Source organism: Pseudomonas laurentiana (assembly GCF_014648275.1).
GTDB lineage: Bacteria > Pseudomonadota > Gammaproteobacteria > Pseudomonadales > Pseudomonadaceae > Aquipseudomonas > Aquipseudomonas laurentiana.
Genome location: NZ_BMQU01000001.1, coordinates 185,828 through 201,159, shown reverse-complemented (window position 1 = coordinate 201,159; position 15,332 = coordinate 185,828). Strand labels below are relative to the sequence as shown.

Sequence of the window (15,332 nt, the reverse complement as noted above, 5' to 3'; positions counted from 1 at the left end):
CGAACCTTGCAGGGTTCGCCATCGCTTTTCCCTGAAAGGACCCCGCCATGCGCTACGCGCTCGTCCTGTCGTTTGTTGCCGCCCTGCTCGGTGGCTGCGCCAGTCATAAACCCGAAGATTTCAATGGCATCTGGATCAACCAGAACGCCATCAACGCGGCCGCCAAAGGCGGCAACCTGCGTCAAGCCCTGCAGAGCAACGGCCCGAACCTGGAGTGGCGCATCAATACCGCCGCCAACCAAGCCCTGGTTACCAGTGGCTTTGAGCTCAGCGAGGCTAAACTGCAAGCCGCCGACAAGGGCTGGAATGCGGTGTTTTACCCCAACTACAGCATTGGCCTGACCCTGGATGGCGACGAGCTGGTCCAAGCGGCTAGCGAAAACGATCCAGAGCAGCGTTTCCATAAAGCCGACAAGCCATTGCTCGACGCACCGCCACGCACGACCTTCGAACTGGCCCTTTATGAGGCCTACCTCAAGGGTGACTGGGCAATCGTCGAAGGCCCAGGCCAGGGCGCGACCATGCAGTTCCGCCCCAACGGCAGCCTCGAAGGCATGCCGAACCTGGACCGCTACGCCCTGTGCCTGGACGGCGACTGCGCCACCATGACCGGCGAGTACGACAGCCTGTGGCTGGAGAAGAACCAGCAGGGCAATCCGTGGATCTTCAAGCGTGATGGCAAGACTCTGGAAATCTTCCAGGCCATCAACCAGGCCCGCGACGACGAAATGCCTGAACTGCGTCCAGGTGCACGCCGCTGGCTGCTACAGCGCAAGTAAGCCAAGGGCGCGTCAATCGCGCCCTGCCAGTATCGCCGCATAGCCTTCCTGGTAACTCGGGTAACGCGGAACCCAACCCAGCGAGCGTGCTCGCGCGTTACGGCAGCGCTTGCTGCCCGTGCGCCGCACGCGCTCCTGCTCCGACCATTGGGTGACCCCCAGGTACTCCCGCAACCAGGCCACTACCTCAAACAACGGCGCCGGCGCATCGTCCACACCGATGTAGCAATCCTCCAACACCCTTCCCTCGCGGTCCGCCTGCAACAGGTACGCCAGCAACCCGGCGGCATCCTCGGCGTGAATGCGATTGCCATACAACGGCGGCGTCTCTGTCACGCGGTAACCTTGGCGCACCTGAGTCAGCAACCATTCACGCCCCGGGCCATAGATTCCGGTCAGGCGCACAATGCTGGCCGGCACAGCGCTATTCAGCGCCACCTGTTCAGCCTCCAGCATCAGCCGCCCGGAATAACCTTCAGGTTCGGTGGGTGAGGTTTCATCGACCCACTCCCCATCCTTCTGCGCGTAGACACTGCTACTGGACACGAACAGCAACCGTCGTGGCTGCTGCCCCTTTTCGCCAAGCCAACCCAGCACATGCCGCAAGCCATCGACATACGCCGCCCGATAGCCCGCCTCATCGTGCTGGCTGGCCGCCACGCAATAGACCAGATAGTCCGGCGCAACCGTCGGCCAGGCAGACGGGCAGGCTGCATTACTCAAGTCAGCAGCAATACCGGCGACACCAGCAGGCAACTGCGCGACGTTTCTGCGCAGGCCACTCACCTGCCAGTTCGCAGCCTGCAGTTGGGCCGCCAGACGACCGCCGACATCGCCACAACCGACAATCAAAACAGAAGGCGCAGACATCTCGAAACTCCGGTTATCAAAGCCACAGCCTATCCGTGAAAATCGATAGGCAGCTAGAGAATATGGAAGAAAGTTACTTTATTACTTTTGCTAACAAGAATTACTTGCAATAATGGCGGCCTATTTTGTTCTCGGCCCGCCTCGAGGCCTGGAGAGCATCCACCTCTTTCTTTGTTCATCAGGTCGGGCCAGCATGACACGTATCCCTTCTTCCGCTTTGCCAACCCCGTCGCGCGCCTGGCGCGCTGTAGCCGCGCTGATGTTCAGCCTGGTGCTGACGCCTGTGGCCATGGCTGATGAGCCAGCTGCGCATAACGCCACGCCAGCGGCAGCCGTTGCCCCTGCGGCACCCGCCACCCCTGGCAGCGAAACGACGGCCGAATCTGCCGTGCCTGCCGTAGCATCAGTCGAAGGCCAAGCCAGCGAAGGTGCAGCCGCCGTCGCCGAAGACACCCGCCTGGGCATGGCCCACGATCTGTCGCCCTGGGGCATGTACAAAAACGCCGACGTGGTGGTCAAGGCGGTCATGATCGGCCTGGCTATCGCTTCGATCATCACCTGGACCATCTGGATTGCCAAAGGCCTTGAACTGATGGGCGCCAAGCGTCGCCTGCGGGGTGACATCGTCCTGCTGAAGAAATCCACCAGCCTCAAGGAGGCCAGCGGCGTTGCCAATACCGAAGGCACCCTGGCCCACCTGCTGGTACATGACGCTCTGGAAGAAATGCGCCTTTCGACCAATACCCGCGAGAAAGAAGGCATCAAGGAGCGTGTCAGCTTCCGTCTGGAGCGCCTGGTCGCCGCCAGCGGCCGCAACATGAGCAGCGGTACCGGCGTGCTGGCAACGATCGGCTCCACTGCACCGTTCGTCGGTCTGTTCGGTACAGTATGGGGCATCATGAACAGCTTCATCGGCATCGCCAAGACCCAGACCACCAACCTGGCCGTGGTCGCCCCCGGTATCGCCGAAGCCCTGCTGGCAACGGCCCTGGGTCTGGTCGCAGCGATTCCCGCGGTTGTGATCTACAACGTCTTCGCCCGCTCCATCGCCGGCTACAAGGCACAGGTCTCCGATGCTTCGGCCCAGGTACTGCTGCTGGTCAGCCGCGATCTGGACCAGCAGCCAGGCGAGCGCATCGCTCAGCCACACATGGTGAAAGTGGGGTAAGCCATGGGCCTGCATCTTAACGAGGGCGGCGACGATCTCGCCGAAAACCACGAAATCAACGTCACGCCGTTCATCGACGTGATGTTGGTCCTGCTGATTATCTTCATGGTCGCCGCCCCCCTGGCCACCGTCGATATCAAGGTCGACCTGCCAGCCTCGACGGCCAAACCGGCACCACGGCCAGAGAAGCCCGTCTTCCTCAGCGTGAAGGCTGATCAAAACCTGTATGTGGGCGAAGAGCAGGTTCAACGTGAACAGCTCGGCGCTGTACTCGACGCCAAGACCAAAGGCGACAAGGACACCACCATCTTCTTCCAGGCCGACAAAGGCGTCGACTATGGAGACCTGATGGAGGTGATGAACGCCCTGCGGGCGGCCGGCTACCTGAAGGTCGGCCTGGTCGGACTTGAGACGGCAGCCAAGAAATGATCAAGACGCGGCATAAACTGACGCGTTACGGCGGTAGCCTGGCGATTGTGCTGGCGGTGCATGCCGTTGCCGTCCTGCTGATGCTCAACTGGTCGGTGCCTCAGGCAATCGAGCTACCACCGGCAGCAATGATGGTTGCAATGGCCCCAATGCCTGAGCCGGCACCACCGCCACCACCCAAGACGGTGACACCACCACAGCCACCGGCGCCGGTCGAAGCCCCGCCAATGCCGAAACTGGCCGAGGCGCCAAAGCCGAAGATCGCGGTGCCCAAACCGGACAAACCGAAGGCGAAGCCGCAACCGCCCAAGCCTGAGAAAAAACCAGAGCCTGTGGAGGAAAAGCCGGCAGAGGAAAAAGCCGTCGATACGCCCCCAAGCACCGCGCCTGCACAGCAATCGGCTGCGCCGAAGCCAAGCGTCGCCAGTAACAGCAACGCCCTGCCTACCTGGCAAAGCGACCTGCTGCGCCATCTGGGCAAGTACAAGCGCTACCCGGAAGACGCTCGTCGACGTGGGCTGCAAGGCATCAACCGACTGCGTTTCGTGGTCGATGGCGAAGGGCGGATCTTGTCCTACTCCCTGGCCGCTGGCTCGGGCAGTGCGGCACTGGACCGTGCAACCCTGGACATGATCCGCAAGGCTCAACCGGTACCCGCGCCGCCAAAAGAACTCCTCAACAACGGCAGCATCGAAGTGGTGGCCCCCTTCGTTTACTCGTTGGACAAACGCTGAACGGGTAATCCTGTCATAAACAGGCAAGTCTGATAACGTGCGTCTATCGATTGCAGCCGCTATGCTGGGGCCGCAACTTCTTGGACGCACGTTATGACCCTTACAGAATTACGCTACATCGTCACCCTCGCTCAGGAGCAGCACTTCGGCCACGCCGCCGAGCGCTGCCATGTCAGCCAACCCACCTTGTCGGTTGGCGTGAAAAAGCTGGAGGACGAGCTTGGCGTACTGATTTTCGAGCGCAGCAAGAGCGCCGTCCGCCTCACGCCGGTCGGCGAGAGCATCGTCGCGCAGGCGCAGAAAGTACTGGAGCAGGCTCAAGGCATCCGCGAGCTGGCCCAGGCCGGCAAGAATCAGCTGACTGCACCGCTGAAGGTCGGCGCCATCTACACCGTCGGCCCCTACCTGTTCCCGCACCTGATTCCGCAACTGCACCGGGTCGCCCCGCAGATGCCGTTGTACATTGAAGAAAACTTCACCCACGTCCTGCGCGACAAACTGCGCAACGGCGAACTGGATGCAGTGATCGTAGCCCTGCCGTTCAATGAAGCGGATGTGTTGACCCTGCCGCTGTATGACGAGCCGTTCTACGTGCTGATGCCCAGCGAGCATCCCTGGACGCAGAAACAAACCATTGATGCCAGCCTGCTCAACGACAAGAGCCTGCTACTGCTCGGTGAAGGCCACTGTTTCCGTGACCAGGTGCTGGAGGCCTGCCCAACCCTTAACAAAGGCGGTGACGCGGCCAAGCACACCACGGTCGAGTCCAGCTCGCTGGAGACTATCCGCCACATGGTTGCCTCCGGCCTCGGTGTTTCGGTGCTACCGCTTTCGGCGGTCCACAGCCACCACTATGCGCCCGGCATCATCGAAGTCCGCCCACTGAGCCCTCCGGCACCGTTCCGCACCGTGGCCATTGCCTGGCGCGCGAGCTTCCCGCGACCAAAGGCTATCGAGATCCTTGCCGACTCGATCCGCCTGTGCTCGGTGGCCAAGCCACCGGTCAGTCAGTAAGCAGCCATGACCGAGTTGTCCAAGGTATCGGTCACGGCGCTGAAGGGCGTTGGCGAAGCCATGGCGGAGAAGCTCGCCAAGGTCGGCCTGGAAAACCTTCAAGATGTGCTCTTCCACCTGCCCCTGCGCTACCAGGATCGTACCCGGGTCGTCCCGATCGGGGCCTTGCGTCCTGGCCAGGACGCCGTAATCGAGGGGGTGGTCAGCGGCGCCGATGTGGTGATGGGCAAGCGCCGTAGCCTGCTGGTTCGCCTCGGCGATGGCAGCGGCGTGCTGAGCCTGCGTTTCTACCATTTCAGCAATGCACAGAAGGAAGGCCTCAAGCGCGGTACGCACCTGCGTTGCTACGGTGAGGCCCGTCCCGGAGCGTCAGGGCTGGAGATCTATCACCCGGAATACCGCGCCCTCACAGGTGATGAGCCGGCACCGGTGGAACAGACCCTGACACCGATCTACCCGACCACTGAAGGCCTGACCCAGCAGCGCCTGCGCCAGCTCTGCCAGCAAAGCCTGGCAATGCTTGGCCCGCGCAGCCTGCCTGACTGGCTGCCGGAGGAACTGGCCCGCGACTACCAACTGGCGCCGCTGGACGATGCAATCCGCTATTTGCATCATCCTCCCGCCGATGCCGACGTCGATGAACTCGCCCTGGGCCAACACTGGGCCCAGCACCGCCTGGCCTTCGAGGAGCTGTTGACCCATCAGCTATCCCAGCAACGCCTGCGCGAAAGCCTTCGGGCCCAGCGGGCTCCGGCACTGCCCAAGGCCAGCCGGCTGCCACAGCAATACCTGGCGAACCTGGGCTTTGCTCCCACCGGCGCCCAACAACGGGTCGGCAACGAAATTGCCTACGACCTGAGCCAGCCCGAGCCCATGCTGCGGCTTGTCCAGGGCGATGTCGGCGCGGGCAAGACCGTCGTCGCTGCGCTCGCCGCCTTGCAGGCCCTGGAGGCTGGCTACCAAGTGGCGCTAATGGCCCCGACCGAGATTCTGGCCGAGCAGCACTTCATCACCTTCAAGCGCTGGCTGGAACCGCTGGGCATCGAAGTCGCCTGGCTGGCGGGCAAGCTCAAGGGCAAGGCACGTGTTTCGGCCCTGGAGCAGATTGCCAGCGGCGCGCCAATGGTGGTCGGCACACACGCGTTGTTCCAGGACGAAGTGAAATTCCACAATCTGGCGCTGGTGATCATCGACGAACAGCACCGCTTCGGTGTCCAGCAGCGTCTGGCGTTGCGCCAGAAAGGCGTGGGTGGCCGACTCTGTCCACACCAGTTGATCATGACCGCAACCCCTATTCCTCGCACCCTGGCCATGAGCGCCTATGCCGACCTGGACACCTCGATCCTCGACGAGCTGCCGCCTGGGCGAACCCCGGTCAACACCGTACTGGTGGTCGACAGCCGCCGCTTTGAAGTGGTCGAGCGCGTGCGTGCCGCCTGCGCCGAAGGCCGCCAGGCCTACTGGGTCTGTACCCTGATCGAAGAGTCTGAAGAGCTGACCTGCCAGGCCGCCGAAACCACCTTTGAAGAACTCAGCAGCGCCTTGGGCGAATTGCGCGTCGGCCTGATCCACGGGCGCATGAAGCCTGCGGAGAAAGCCGCCGTCATGGCCGAGTTCAAGGAAGGCCGCCTGCAACTGCTGGTGGCGACGACCGTCATCGAAGTCGGCGTAGACGTCCCCAACGCCAGCCTGATGATCATCGAGAACCCCGAGCGCCTCGGCTTGGCCCAATTGCACCAGTTACGCGGACGCGTTGGCCGTGGCAGTGCCGTCAGCCACTGCGTGTTGCTCTATCATCCACCATTGTCGCAAATCGGCCGTGAACGCCTGGGAATCATGCGAGAAACCAATGACGGTTTTGTCATCGCCGAGAAAGACCTTGAGCTGCGCGGTCCTGGCGAGATGCTGGGTACCCGTCAGACCGGCCTGCTGCAGTTCAAGGTCGCCGACCTGATGCGTGACGCCGACCTGCTGCCCGCCGTGCGCGATGCGGCGCAGGCGCTATTGGCACGTTGGCCAGCACATGTCAGCCCGTTGCTTGAACGCTGGCTGCGCCATGGCCAGCAATATGGTCAGGTGTAATCCACCTGACGGAATCGATCCAGCTCACAGCGCAAGCTGGTTATACTCTCGCGACAGTAAAGAATTTGGATACAGACCATGACTGAAGTTGCACTGGACGCCGCAACCCCCCAAGCCCCGTCTGTTATCCGGTTGCTGCTCGACAAGCTGGATATCACCTACCGTGAAGTGACCGAACACCCAGAACTGCCGCCCGAGTCCCGGGTGCAGGCGGTCCTGCTCGACGATTCGGTCGGGGCCCTGATGGTGCTGTTCCCGCAGAGTCAGCTACTGGACCTCAAACGCCTTGCCGAACTGACCGGGCGCGATCTTGCCGCCGTACCGCTGAAGCGACTGGAGCAAATGCTGGCCAAGCACGGCCTGAAAATCCTGCCAGGCATTCCAGCGCTTACCAGCTCGCCTTGCCTGTACGACGACAGCTTGCTGGACGTACCGACCCTGCTCATTCACTCAGGTGAAGCCGGCGTGCTGCTGGAAATTGACCGCGATACATTCAAGCGAATGCTCAACAAGGCCAGTGCCGGGCATTTCGGCGAACTGCTGAGCAGTATTCAGCCGAACCTCGACCGCCCGGATGATGACCGCGAGGAAATCACCCAGGCTGTCCACGCCTTCACCGCCCGGCGCATCCAGCAACGCCTGGAATCGACCATCGAGATTCCGCCGCTGGCAGAAACCGCGCAAAAGATCATCAAACTGCGGGTCGACCCCAACGCCACCATCGATGACATCACCGGCGTGGTAGAAACCGACCCGGCATTGGCCGCACAGGTGGTCAGCTGGGCAGCATCACCGTACTACGCCTCACCGGGCAAGATTCGCTCGGTAGAAGACGCCATCGTCCGCGTACTGGGCTTTGACCTGGTGATCAACCTGGCACTCGGTCTGGCCCTGGGCAAAACCCTCAGCCTGCCGAAAGACCACCCACAGCAAACCACCCCGTACTGGCAGCAATCGATCTACACCGCAGCGGTGATCGAAGGCCTGACCCGAGCCATGCCTCGCGCCGAGCGACCAGAGGCTGGGCTGACCTACCTCGCCGGGCTACTGCACAATTTTGGCTATTTGCTGCTGGCGCATGTATTCCCGCCGCATTTCTCGCTGATCTGTCGACATCTGGAGGTCAACCCACACCTGTGTCACAGCTATGTCGAGCAGCATCTGCTGGGCATCAGCCGCGAACAGATCGGGGCTTGGCTGATGCGCTTCTGGGACATGCCGGACGAACTGGCCACAGCCTTGCGCTTCCAGCATGACCCGCATTACGACGGTGACCACGCCGCATTCCCCAACCTGGTCTGCCTGGCCGTTCGCCTGCTGCGCGCTCGTGGTATTGGCTCGGGCCCGGAAGAGAGCATCCCGGATGAGTTGCTCGAACGCCTGAGCCTGAGCCGCAGCAAAGCCGAGGATGTGGTCAACAAGGTCCTTGAAGCCGAGTCCCTGTTGCGCGAGCTGGCCTCGCAGTTCAACCAGAACTGATCGACTGGCCTGGCCCTCGGCGGTCAGGCCTTGTTTTTCGGTTTCAGGAACTTGGTCAGGCCTTGAAACCAGACCACGAGTGCCGGGTTACCCTTGATCTGGATGCTCTTGTCCTGAATCCCCTGCATGAACGCCAACTGCTTGTTCTTGGCCTGCAAGGTGGCAAAGCCGTAAGCAGCATCCTTGAAGGCAATCGCAAACGCTGGCTGCGGATGGGTACCGGCCTTGCTGCTGACGCGCAGGTCCTTGACGATGAAATGCCGAGCGACCTTGCCGTCCAGGGTCTGCAACTGAAACACCAGGTTCTTGTCGGTCAGTTGCTGCTGGAACGCCGGGTTGCTGCGGCTGGCCTTGGCCATGAGCAATCCCAGAGCCCAGAGAAGAAAGCGAAACTTCATGTGCACGCCTCGGCTAAAAAGTGACTGGCGGAGCAGTTTATAGTCTCGCTACGAAAACGCCATACGCCTTGCAGCTTTTCACAAAGATGCCCTGCATTTGTCCTGAAAGCCGTCGAAACCGGGCCCTTCAATAGCACGCAGCCCCTGGTACGGCGCCTTGGTCCCTGAGGCGCTGCACGCTGTCGACATAACCCTCGACGCCCTTTTCCCGAGCCAGTTGGTAACACGCCAAGGCACGCGACAGGTCGCGTCCTTGCAAGTCGCCCTGTTCATAATGGCTGGCGAGCATGGGCAACGTCTCCCATCCGCCCATTTTTACCGACTTGATTAACATCGCCTCGGCCCGGGCAGGGTCCAGGCACGGCCCGTCACGGGTATCGTCAGTACCGTTGCAGTAGAACCGTGCCAGCAACGCGGCGGCCACCGGCAGGGTTTCCGCCGCACGAGTCAGCAGTTTCTCGTTGAGCTCCGCGCTCAGGGCCGGCGCCATGCCGGAAAAGCCGAGGCTGACGGCCTCCAGGCTGGCCTGTGGGTTGCCTGAGGCCGCTGCGCAGAGTTTGTTCTGCAGTGCGGCTTCAAAGAACTCGGTGGTCGGTGGATAACGCTCAACACCACCCAGGCCCTGAAAAATCCCGCTCTTGAGGTAGCAGATCTCTTCGGCACGGCTCATATCCGGCCTTCCACTGAGCGTCAAACGGCGCTCATCTACTGACCAATCCTCCATTGCCACCAGTGTCCAGCACTCAGCGTACTCAAACAAATAGGCCTTGATCGCCTCGTTGCCTGCACGCTTGTCGTCTACCCGGACATGTCGAGGGTCGATACGTTGCACCTCCACACCCGTCATTCCGCTATCGGCAATGGCCGGCATCATCGGCAGTGCCAGCTCATCGCCATGCAGCACGCGGACGCGGGGTTGCGCCGAGTCTCCGGCGACCTCGACCGTGGTACTGAAAACGCGCCCGGTGCTGGCTTGGCGCTGCACGTCAAGCGATTGCGAAAATGCCTGAAGAAACGCAGTGAAATCAGTGGCCACACACGCTCTGGGGGCGGCCAGGGCATTGATGGGAAATGCACATAGCCACAGTATGGCCAGGAGCGACGCAGTGATGGGGGTGTAGGGCTTCATGGGGCTGAATCGTCCTGATTGATTAGCGCGTATTGCCGCGGCTGCGCTCCAGGGCGCGTGCGGGAATCAGCCGCTCCTTGCCTGCAACCTGCATCGCGGCGATGTAACGGCTGTAGTAACCCGCCGCCTGGCTTGGCTTGTACAACCCCCACAGGGCATCGGCGATGTTCAGCTTCAACACCACACGCTCGGGTACTACTTGCTCCACCTTGCTGAACAGCTCATACGCCGACGCCTGCCAACTCGCCTCCTGCAGGGCGTAACCGAGATCGTTGTACAGCGGCGCATTGCTCACCGTCAGGGGTTCATCACGCAGTAATTGCTCGACCCTGAAGCTCAGGTAACTACTGACCGCTTCAGTGTCCTTGGCCTTCAAGCGCTCAAGGACAATCCTATGCGCCAGCTTCAACGAGTCCCGTTCACGGCCTTGCTGCAGTTCTTTGAGCTTCTGCATTGCCAACGGCCGGCTGATGTACCAGTGATAGTGGGTCCAGTAGATGGCCATATTGCCCTCATAACCGGACAACACCTGGGACGCAGTCTCGTCCCTGATCAGTGCATCCGCTACCCAGGTGTACGCGAAAGCACGGTACTCCCAGCCCTTGATTGCGTAGGTGTCAAAGCCTGAATGATCTACCGGCCACCGGCAAAGAACCACCAGGTAGGGCTGGGCGCTGTCGACGGTATAGGCGTCGACAACTTCTGGGCTGCCTTGCTCGGGCAGGCACTTGTCCGGCAGCGTTTCAACAAACCCTTCGGGGCCTTGCAACTGGCCTTGCCAACCCGTGCCCTCATCGCGCGCCAGGCGCTCGAACTGCACCTGGGTAGCACCCTTGAAGCTGGGTTCCAGGGGAAACTGACGCGTCTCGGCCTGTGCCAGAAACGGCAACAGGATCCATAGCAGGCTCAGACCAATAGACCTCACGTATTCACCTGCCCTGCCACATCGATATTTTGCCGGGCAGCCGATGACCGAGGACGGGCAAACAGCTGCTCCAGGCCTATCGCCAGCAAGGTCACCCCGCCGGCCAGGCAACTGAAAAAACCAGCCCGCACCGGATGCTCCGGCAACAGCCAGTACAGAATCAGTGCGACCATCGCGGCATTGAGTAACACCTTGATTTTCCAGCGGGGCAGCAAGGCGATCACCGTGCTGAACACGATCAGCGTATAGAACACCAACCAGACAATGCTGCCCGACACCACCCCTCTGGCGGTGAAGCCGCCATAGCGCTGCTTGTACAGCGTGACGCCATAATCGTTGAGCAGCAGGAACAGAAAACAGGCCAGACCATAGATGAGCACGACCTTTAGCCAGCGAATCATCTAGGCCACCCGAGTGTTCATGTAGTAGGTGCCAACAACGTGCAGCGCCACCACGGTCGCCAGGCAACCAAGGATCAGCACCCGTAGCCAAGCCATGTGCCACAAGCGCGGGTTCAGGCCACACAGCAGGCCGATCAGGCAGGCAATCGCCAGCGAACCGAACAGGTCGCTATCGGCCAACCCAGCCAGGTAGCCTTTGAAGTGGTCGTCATCAACGTACATCCGCGCAATGCTCCATGGGCCAAGGCCAGGGGAAAAAGTCAGCGCGGAACAGGGGATCACAGGCAGGCCTGCGGCAAGCAGCGACCCTATAGGCGTGCCGACTTGCGGGGACATGACGCAGAGGCATATGCCGCTTCTTCCCTGAAACGCGTTGCGGCCAATACACCCTATCGGCCGAGGCGACGTATGCTAGTCAGAAGCCAGGGAGCAGGCAAATAAAAACGGGCGCCGCCTGGGCACCCGTTTCTCATGGCATCAGTTGCCAGGAAGCATCATGGGTTGACGCTGTCCTTGAGGAACTTGCCAGGTTTGAACGCGACGGTATTGCTGGCCTTGATCTTCACCGGCTCACCGGTTTGCGGGTTCTTGCCCGTGCGGGCACCACGGTGGCGTTGCAGGAAGGTGCCGAAACCCACCAGGGTTACACTGTCTTTGCGGTGCAGGGCGCTGGTGATCTCTTCCAGTACGGCATTGAGCACGCGATTGGCCTGCTCTTTGGTAAGGTCAGCCTTTTCAGCAATAGCTGCGGCGAGTTCTGGTTTACGCATAGTGAAGCCTCTTTGACGGTTTTTTTGTTGTTATGCCGTGCTGCTCCCAGGGAGCAGCGCCCAAGGGGCCGCAGGCTCTAAACTGCGGCAGACGGGTGTGAGAATGGCACGGCGCCCAAAGCCGCGCCAGTCTCTGAGCGACCTTTGTGTTGGCAAAAGAGGGGTAAATCCGACAGAACGCCCGGTATTTACGCCATCAGCGCGGGCAGCTGGCGGTTCAACGCCAGTTTTTCCATCACAGCAGTACCGGTCAGGACGTAGCCCAACAGCTTGCCATCGGCGTCATGGCACAGCACCTTGAGGTCGGCGCCCTCGCCTTCGACTTGCCATTGACCCTCGTAGCCACGTGGCGGCGGTGAAACCACCAGAGGGCATGCCGGTGTTTTCACGGTAATCGGCATTGGTCCATAACTCACCGTTGTCGGATTGCCGGCCAAGGTCTGGGCCAAGGCCCGCGCGCAGCTCATCAATGGCATGACATACAGCAGGTTGAGCCCATCGACTTCAGCACAGTCGCCCAGCGCGTAGATGTTCGCATGCGACGTACTCAATGTACGGTCAACCACCACCCCACGGTTCACCGCCAGGCCAGCCGCCGCGGCCAGGTCGATGCGTGGGCGCAGCCCGACCGCCGACACCACCAGGTCACAGGCAATCACGCTGCCATCGGACAGGTGGGCTTCCAGGCCATCTGTTACGCGCTGCAGACGCGTCAGCACCGGGCCAAGGTGAAAGCGCACACCCAGCCCTTCCAGGCCAGTCTGCACGGCGAGGGCCGCCGCCGGGTGCAACAGGGTGGGCATGACCTGCTCACACGGTGCCACCAGATCGACCTGATAACCGCCACTGCTCAGGTCGTTAGCGAACTCACAACCAATCAGGCCGGCCCCCAGTATCAGTACCCGCTGCTTGCCTGTGGCAGCAGCACGAAAGCGCGCATAGTCTTCCAGATCGTTGATCGGGAAAATCGCCTCACCCGCATCACCGTCCACCGGCACCCGCACGGTTTCGGCACCCCAGGCCAGGATCAGGTCGCGATAGGCCACCGCTTCCTCGCCGATCCACACGCGTTTGTGGCCTGGATCGATACCACTGATACGGGTATGGGTGCGCACTTCGGCCTTCAGCTGTTCAGCCATGGCGCCAGGCTCGGCCATGCTCAGACCATCGGCATCCTTCTGCTTGGCAAAGCCGGTGGACAGCATGGGCTTGGAATAGGAGCGACCGTCATCGGCGGTGATCAGCAGCAACGGCGTCTCGCCATCGAGCTTGCGAAACTCACGGGCGAGGTTATATCCCGCAAGACCCGTACCGATAATCACCACTGGAGCCGTCATAAAGTGCTTCCTTGAACGCTAAAAATCGATCAGCCGATGGCGATCATTTCGAAATCGGTCTTGCCCACGCCACAATCCGGGCACAACCAGTCTTCCGGCACATCCTCCCAGCGAGTACCCGGCTCGATGCCGTCATCCGGCCAGCCTTCAGCCTCGTCATAAATCAGGCCACACACCACACATTGCCACTTTTTCATTGCTCAGGTTCCTACTCAGGCGTGACGCGGTCGCTCTACACCCTGCGGCGTCGACCGTCAGGAAGGCTTTGTACTGGAGGCTGGCGCCACGATGCAAGCCGGAACGGGCAATCATGCTAAGCTCGGCACCTCACTGGCCTGTAACCGCATACCTACCGTGCCGTACGAAACTTCGCTAGCGCCTTCTCCGTACTGGCAGCCACAGCCGCTGCCAACCGCCTCTGTCGACGCATCGACCCTCGATTGGTTGTTCGACGAAGGCTCCCTGACCCGCCGCCTGACTCAATTATCCGCCGATCAGTTCTGCGTGACACCCCTTCGCGAAGGCTGGCAAATACTCCGCGACGACGAGTGCCAGGCGCTCGGGCTGGCACTCGGCAGCGAGGGCTGGATACGCGAAGTGTACTTGCGTGGGCACGACCAACCTTGGGTGTTTGCCCGTAGTGTGGCAGCCCGCAGTGCGCTGGAAGAGGATGGGCTGGACCTGGAAACGCTGGGTAGCCGGTCCCTTGGCGAGCTGCTGTTCTGTGATCGCGGATTTACCCGCCAGGCCATTGAAGTCTGCCGCTACCCCGCCGCCTGGTTGCCCCCGGAAACGGCCTGTGATCAGCTATGGGCCAGGCGCTCGCGCTTCGACCGTGGCGCCTTGAGCGTATTGGTCGCCGAGACCTTTCTACCGGCGCTGTGGCAAGCCGCAAACATCCATCAGGAGAACCACTGATGTACCTGAGCCTGCTCAAGTCCCTCAATCACCTGCACCCCCGTGCCTGGGACTTCATCCAACTGAGCCGGATGGACAAGCCGATCGGCATCTATCTGCTGCTCTGGCCGACCTTGTCTGCCATATGGATCGCCGGCAAGGGCTCACCGTCGCTGGCCAACGTACTGATTTTCACCCTTGGGGTCATCCTGATGCGCGCGGCAGGCTGCGCGATCAACGACTTCGCCGACCGCAAGGTCGACGGCCACGTCAAACGCACCGCCGAGCGCCCATTGGCCAGCGGCAAGATCAGCGGCCGCGAAGCACTGATGTTGTTCGCCCTGCTGGTCGGCGTGAGCTTCGCCCTGGTGCTGTGCACCAACGCCACCACCGTGTGGCTGTCGTTCGGCGCAGTGGCGCTGGCCTCCTGTTACCCGTTCATGAAACGCTACACCTACTACCCGCAGGTAGTACTCGGCGCGGCCTACTCATGGGGCATTCCCATGGCGTTCACTGCCGAAACAGGCGAACTGCCGGCCATCGCCTGGCTTCTGTACATTGCCAACCTGCTCTGGACCGTGGGCTACGACACCTACTACGCGATGGTTGACCGGGACGACGACCTGAAAATCGGGGTCAAATCCACAGCCATCCTGTTCGGCGAGGCCGACCGGTTGATCATCGTGATTCTGCAGGGGTTGTCGCTGGGCTGCCTGTTGATGGCGGGCAATCGTTTCGACCTGGGCGGCTGGTTCCACCTCGGGCTGGTGGCCGCAGCACTGTGCTTTGCCTGGGAGTACTGGTCGACCCGCAAACTGGATCGCGAGTCATGCTTCAAGGCCTTCCTGCACAACCACTGGGCCGGCCTGCTGGTATTTATCGGTATCGTCCTCGACTACGCACTCCGCTGACCGCCCTTG

At 61.4% G+C, this 15,332-nt stretch carries 18 protein-coding genes; 9 read left to right on the top strand and 9 right to left on the bottom strand.

Annotation, left to right across the window (positions count from 1 at the left end; all coding sequences use genetic code 11):
- The first annotated feature begins 47 nt into the window (after positions 1-47).
- Complete coding sequence (locus IE038_RS00985) at positions 48-779, top strand: hypothetical protein (RefSeq protein ID WP_189394967.1); 732 nt, start codon at positions 48-50, stop codon at positions 777-779.
- A 12-nt stretch (positions 780-791) separates the two neighbouring features.
- On the opposite strand, the gene IE038_RS00980 is transcribed toward IE038_RS00985, so the two are convergent.
- Positions 792-1,649: an SDR family oxidoreductase gene (locus IE038_RS00980; RefSeq protein WP_163939365.1), complete on the bottom strand. Its 858-nt coding sequence runs from the start codon at positions 1,647-1,649 to the stop codon at positions 792-794.
- A 193-nt stretch (positions 1,650-1,842) separates the two neighbouring features.
- On the opposite strand from IE038_RS00980, the gene exbB reads away from it, so the two are divergent.
- From exbB to IE038_RS00950, 6 genes are all read left to right on the top strand, one after another.
- A complete protein-coding gene (exbB, locus tag IE038_RS00975) occupies positions 1,843-2,817 on the top strand; it encodes a tonB-system energizer ExbB (RefSeq protein ID WP_189394966.1) in 975 nt (324 codons plus the stop codon).
- Between the two features lie 3 nt (positions 2,818-2,820).
- Positions 2,821-3,246 carry a TonB system transport protein ExbD gene (gene exbD / locus IE038_RS00970; protein ID WP_163939359.1) on the top strand — a complete coding sequence of 142 codons (426 nt, stop codon included), beginning with the start codon at positions 2,821-2,823 and terminating at the stop codon, positions 3,244-3,246.
- The gene (locus tag IE038_RS00965) at positions 3,243-3,980 is read left to right on the top strand and encodes an energy transducer TonB (protein ID WP_163939357.1); all 738 of its coding nucleotides are present in this window, start codon (positions 3,243-3,245) and stop codon (positions 3,978-3,980) included. Before exbD ends, IE038_RS00965 begins: the two co-directional genes overlap by 4 nt.
- A gap of 93 nt (positions 3,981-4,073) precedes the next feature.
- Positions 4,074-4,994: a hydrogen peroxide-inducible genes activator gene (locus IE038_RS00960; protein ID WP_163939355.1), complete on the top strand. Its 921-nt coding sequence runs from the start codon at positions 4,074-4,076 to the stop codon at positions 4,992-4,994.
- A gap of 6 nt (positions 4,995-5,000) precedes the next feature.
- On the top strand, positions 5,001-7,076 hold the full coding sequence (gene recG / locus IE038_RS00955; protein ID WP_189394965.1) for an ATP-dependent DNA helicase RecG: 2,076 nt from the start codon (positions 5,001-5,003) through the stop codon (positions 7,074-7,076).
- Between the two features lie 78 nt (positions 7,077-7,154).
- Complete coding sequence (locus IE038_RS00950) at positions 7,155-8,555, top strand: aminoacyl-tRNA deacylase and HDOD domain-containing protein (protein ID WP_189394964.1); 1,401 nt, start codon at positions 7,155-7,157, stop codon at positions 8,553-8,555.
- 23 nt (positions 8,556-8,578) lie between these two features.
- Here IE038_RS00950 and IE038_RS00945 read toward each other — a convergent pair whose 3' ends face one another.
- The 8 genes from IE038_RS00945 to IE038_RS00910 form a co-directional block, all read right to left on the bottom strand.
- A complete protein-coding gene (locus IE038_RS00945; RefSeq protein WP_189394963.1) occupies positions 8,579-8,953 on the bottom strand; it encodes a helicase in 375 nt (124 codons plus the stop codon).
- A 127-nt stretch (positions 8,954-9,080) separates the two neighbouring features.
- On the bottom strand, positions 9,081-10,082 hold the full coding sequence (locus IE038_RS00940; RefSeq protein WP_163931736.1) for an SEL1-like repeat protein: 1,002 nt from the start codon (positions 10,080-10,082) through the stop codon (positions 9,081-9,083).
- Between the two features lie 22 nt (positions 10,083-10,104).
- Entirely contained in the window at positions 10,105-11,007 is a 903-nt protein-coding gene (locus IE038_RS00935) for a hypothetical protein (RefSeq protein WP_163931733.1), read from the bottom strand.
- Entirely contained in the window at positions 11,004-11,408 is a 405-nt protein-coding gene (locus IE038_RS00930; RefSeq protein ID WP_163931729.1) for a hypothetical protein, read from the bottom strand. Before IE038_RS00930 ends, IE038_RS00935 begins: the two co-directional genes overlap by 4 nt.
- Positions 11,409-11,744 carry a hypothetical protein gene (locus IE038_RS00925; protein WP_229775576.1) on the bottom strand — a complete coding sequence of 112 codons (336 nt, stop codon included), beginning with the start codon at positions 11,742-11,744 and terminating at the stop codon, positions 11,409-11,411. It abuts the gene before it with no gap.
- Positions 11,745-11,902: 158 nt separating this feature from the next.
- On the bottom strand, positions 11,903-12,178 hold the full coding sequence (locus tag IE038_RS00920; RefSeq protein ID WP_065758133.1) for an HU family DNA-binding protein: 276 nt from the start codon (positions 12,176-12,178) through the stop codon (positions 11,903-11,905).
- A gap of 188 nt (positions 12,179-12,366) precedes the next feature.
- Positions 12,367-13,515, bottom strand: coding sequence for an NAD(P)/FAD-dependent oxidoreductase (locus IE038_RS00915; RefSeq protein WP_189394962.1), 1,149 nt, complete (start codon positions 13,513-13,515; stop codon positions 12,367-12,369).
- A 29-nt stretch (positions 13,516-13,544) separates the two neighbouring features.
- On the bottom strand, positions 13,545-13,712 hold the full coding sequence (locus IE038_RS00910; protein WP_163931724.1) for a rubredoxin: 168 nt from the start codon (positions 13,710-13,712) through the stop codon (positions 13,545-13,547).
- 157 nt (positions 13,713-13,869) lie between these two features.
- On the opposite strand from IE038_RS00910, the gene IE038_RS00905 reads away from it, so the two are divergent.
- Together IE038_RS00905 and ubiA are read left to right on the top strand one after the other, a co-directional pair.
- On the top strand, positions 13,870-14,433 hold the full coding sequence (locus IE038_RS00905; protein WP_438810740.1) for a chorismate--pyruvate lyase family protein: 564 nt from the start codon (positions 13,870-13,872) through the stop codon (positions 14,431-14,433).
- Positions 14,433-15,323 carry a 4-hydroxybenzoate octaprenyltransferase gene (ubiA, locus tag IE038_RS00900; RefSeq protein WP_189394961.1) on the top strand — a complete coding sequence of 297 codons (891 nt, stop codon included), beginning with the start codon at positions 14,433-14,435 and terminating at the stop codon, positions 15,321-15,323. The genes IE038_RS00905 and ubiA overlap by 1 nt, the downstream gene beginning before the upstream one ends.
- Positions 15,324-15,332 lie beyond the last annotated feature (9 nt).

What these genes read in the sequence shown, in the direction of transcription:
- IE038_RS00925 (WP_229775576.1), bottom strand. Translation starts at nt 11,744, where the DNA reads ATGTCCCCGCAAGTCGGCACGCCTATAGGGTCGCTGCTTGCCGCAGGC.
- IE038_RS00940 (WP_163931736.1), bottom strand. Translation starts at nt 10,082, where the DNA reads ATGAAGCCCTACACCCCCATCACTGCGTCGCTCCTGGCCATACTGTGG.
- IE038_RS00945 (WP_189394963.1), bottom strand. Translation starts at nt 8,953, where the DNA reads ATGAAGTTTCGCTTTCTTCTCTGGGCTCTGGGATTGCTCATGGCCAAG.
- exbB (WP_189394966.1), top strand. Translation starts at nt 1,843, where the DNA reads ATGACACGTATCCCTTCTTCCGCTTTGCCAACCCCGTCGCGCGCCTGG.
- IE038_RS00930 (WP_163931729.1), bottom strand. Translation starts at nt 11,408, where the DNA reads ATGATTCGCTGGCTAAAGGTCGTGCTCATCTATGGTCTGGCCTGTTTT.
- IE038_RS00920 (WP_065758133.1), bottom strand. Translation starts at nt 12,178, where the DNA reads ATGCGTAAACCAGAACTCGCCGCAGCTATTGCTGAAAAGGCTGACCTT.
- IE038_RS00915 (WP_189394962.1), bottom strand. Translation starts at nt 13,515, where the DNA reads ATGACGGCTCCAGTGGTGATTATCGGTACGGGTCTTGCGGGATATAAC.
- recG (WP_189394965.1), top strand. Translation starts at nt 5,001, where the DNA reads ATGACCGAGTTGTCCAAGGTATCGGTCACGGCGCTGAAGGGCGTTGGC.
- exbD (WP_163939359.1), top strand. Translation starts at nt 2,821, where the DNA reads ATGGGCCTGCATCTTAACGAGGGCGGCGACGATCTCGCCGAAAACCAC.
- IE038_RS00950 (WP_189394964.1), top strand. Translation starts at nt 7,155, where the DNA reads ATGACTGAAGTTGCACTGGACGCCGCAACCCCCCAAGCCCCGTCTGTT.
- IE038_RS00965 (WP_163939357.1), top strand. Translation starts at nt 3,243, where the DNA reads ATGATCAAGACGCGGCATAAACTGACGCGTTACGGCGGTAGCCTGGCG.
- IE038_RS00910 (WP_163931724.1), bottom strand. Translation starts at nt 13,712, where the DNA reads ATGAAAAAGTGGCAATGTGTGGTGTGTGGCCTGATTTATGACGAGGCT.
- IE038_RS00980 (WP_163939365.1), bottom strand. Translation starts at nt 1,649, where the DNA reads ATGTCTGCGCCTTCTGTTTTGATTGTCGGTTGTGGCGATGTCGGCGGT.
- ubiA (WP_189394961.1), top strand. Translation starts at nt 14,433, where the DNA reads ATGTACCTGAGCCTGCTCAAGTCCCTCAATCACCTGCACCCCCGTGCC.
- IE038_RS00985 (WP_189394967.1), top strand. Translation starts at nt 48, where the DNA reads ATGCGCTACGCGCTCGTCCTGTCGTTTGTTGCCGCCCTGCTCGGTGGC.
- IE038_RS00960 (WP_163939355.1), top strand. Translation starts at nt 4,074, where the DNA reads ATGACCCTTACAGAATTACGCTACATCGTCACCCTCGCTCAGGAGCAG.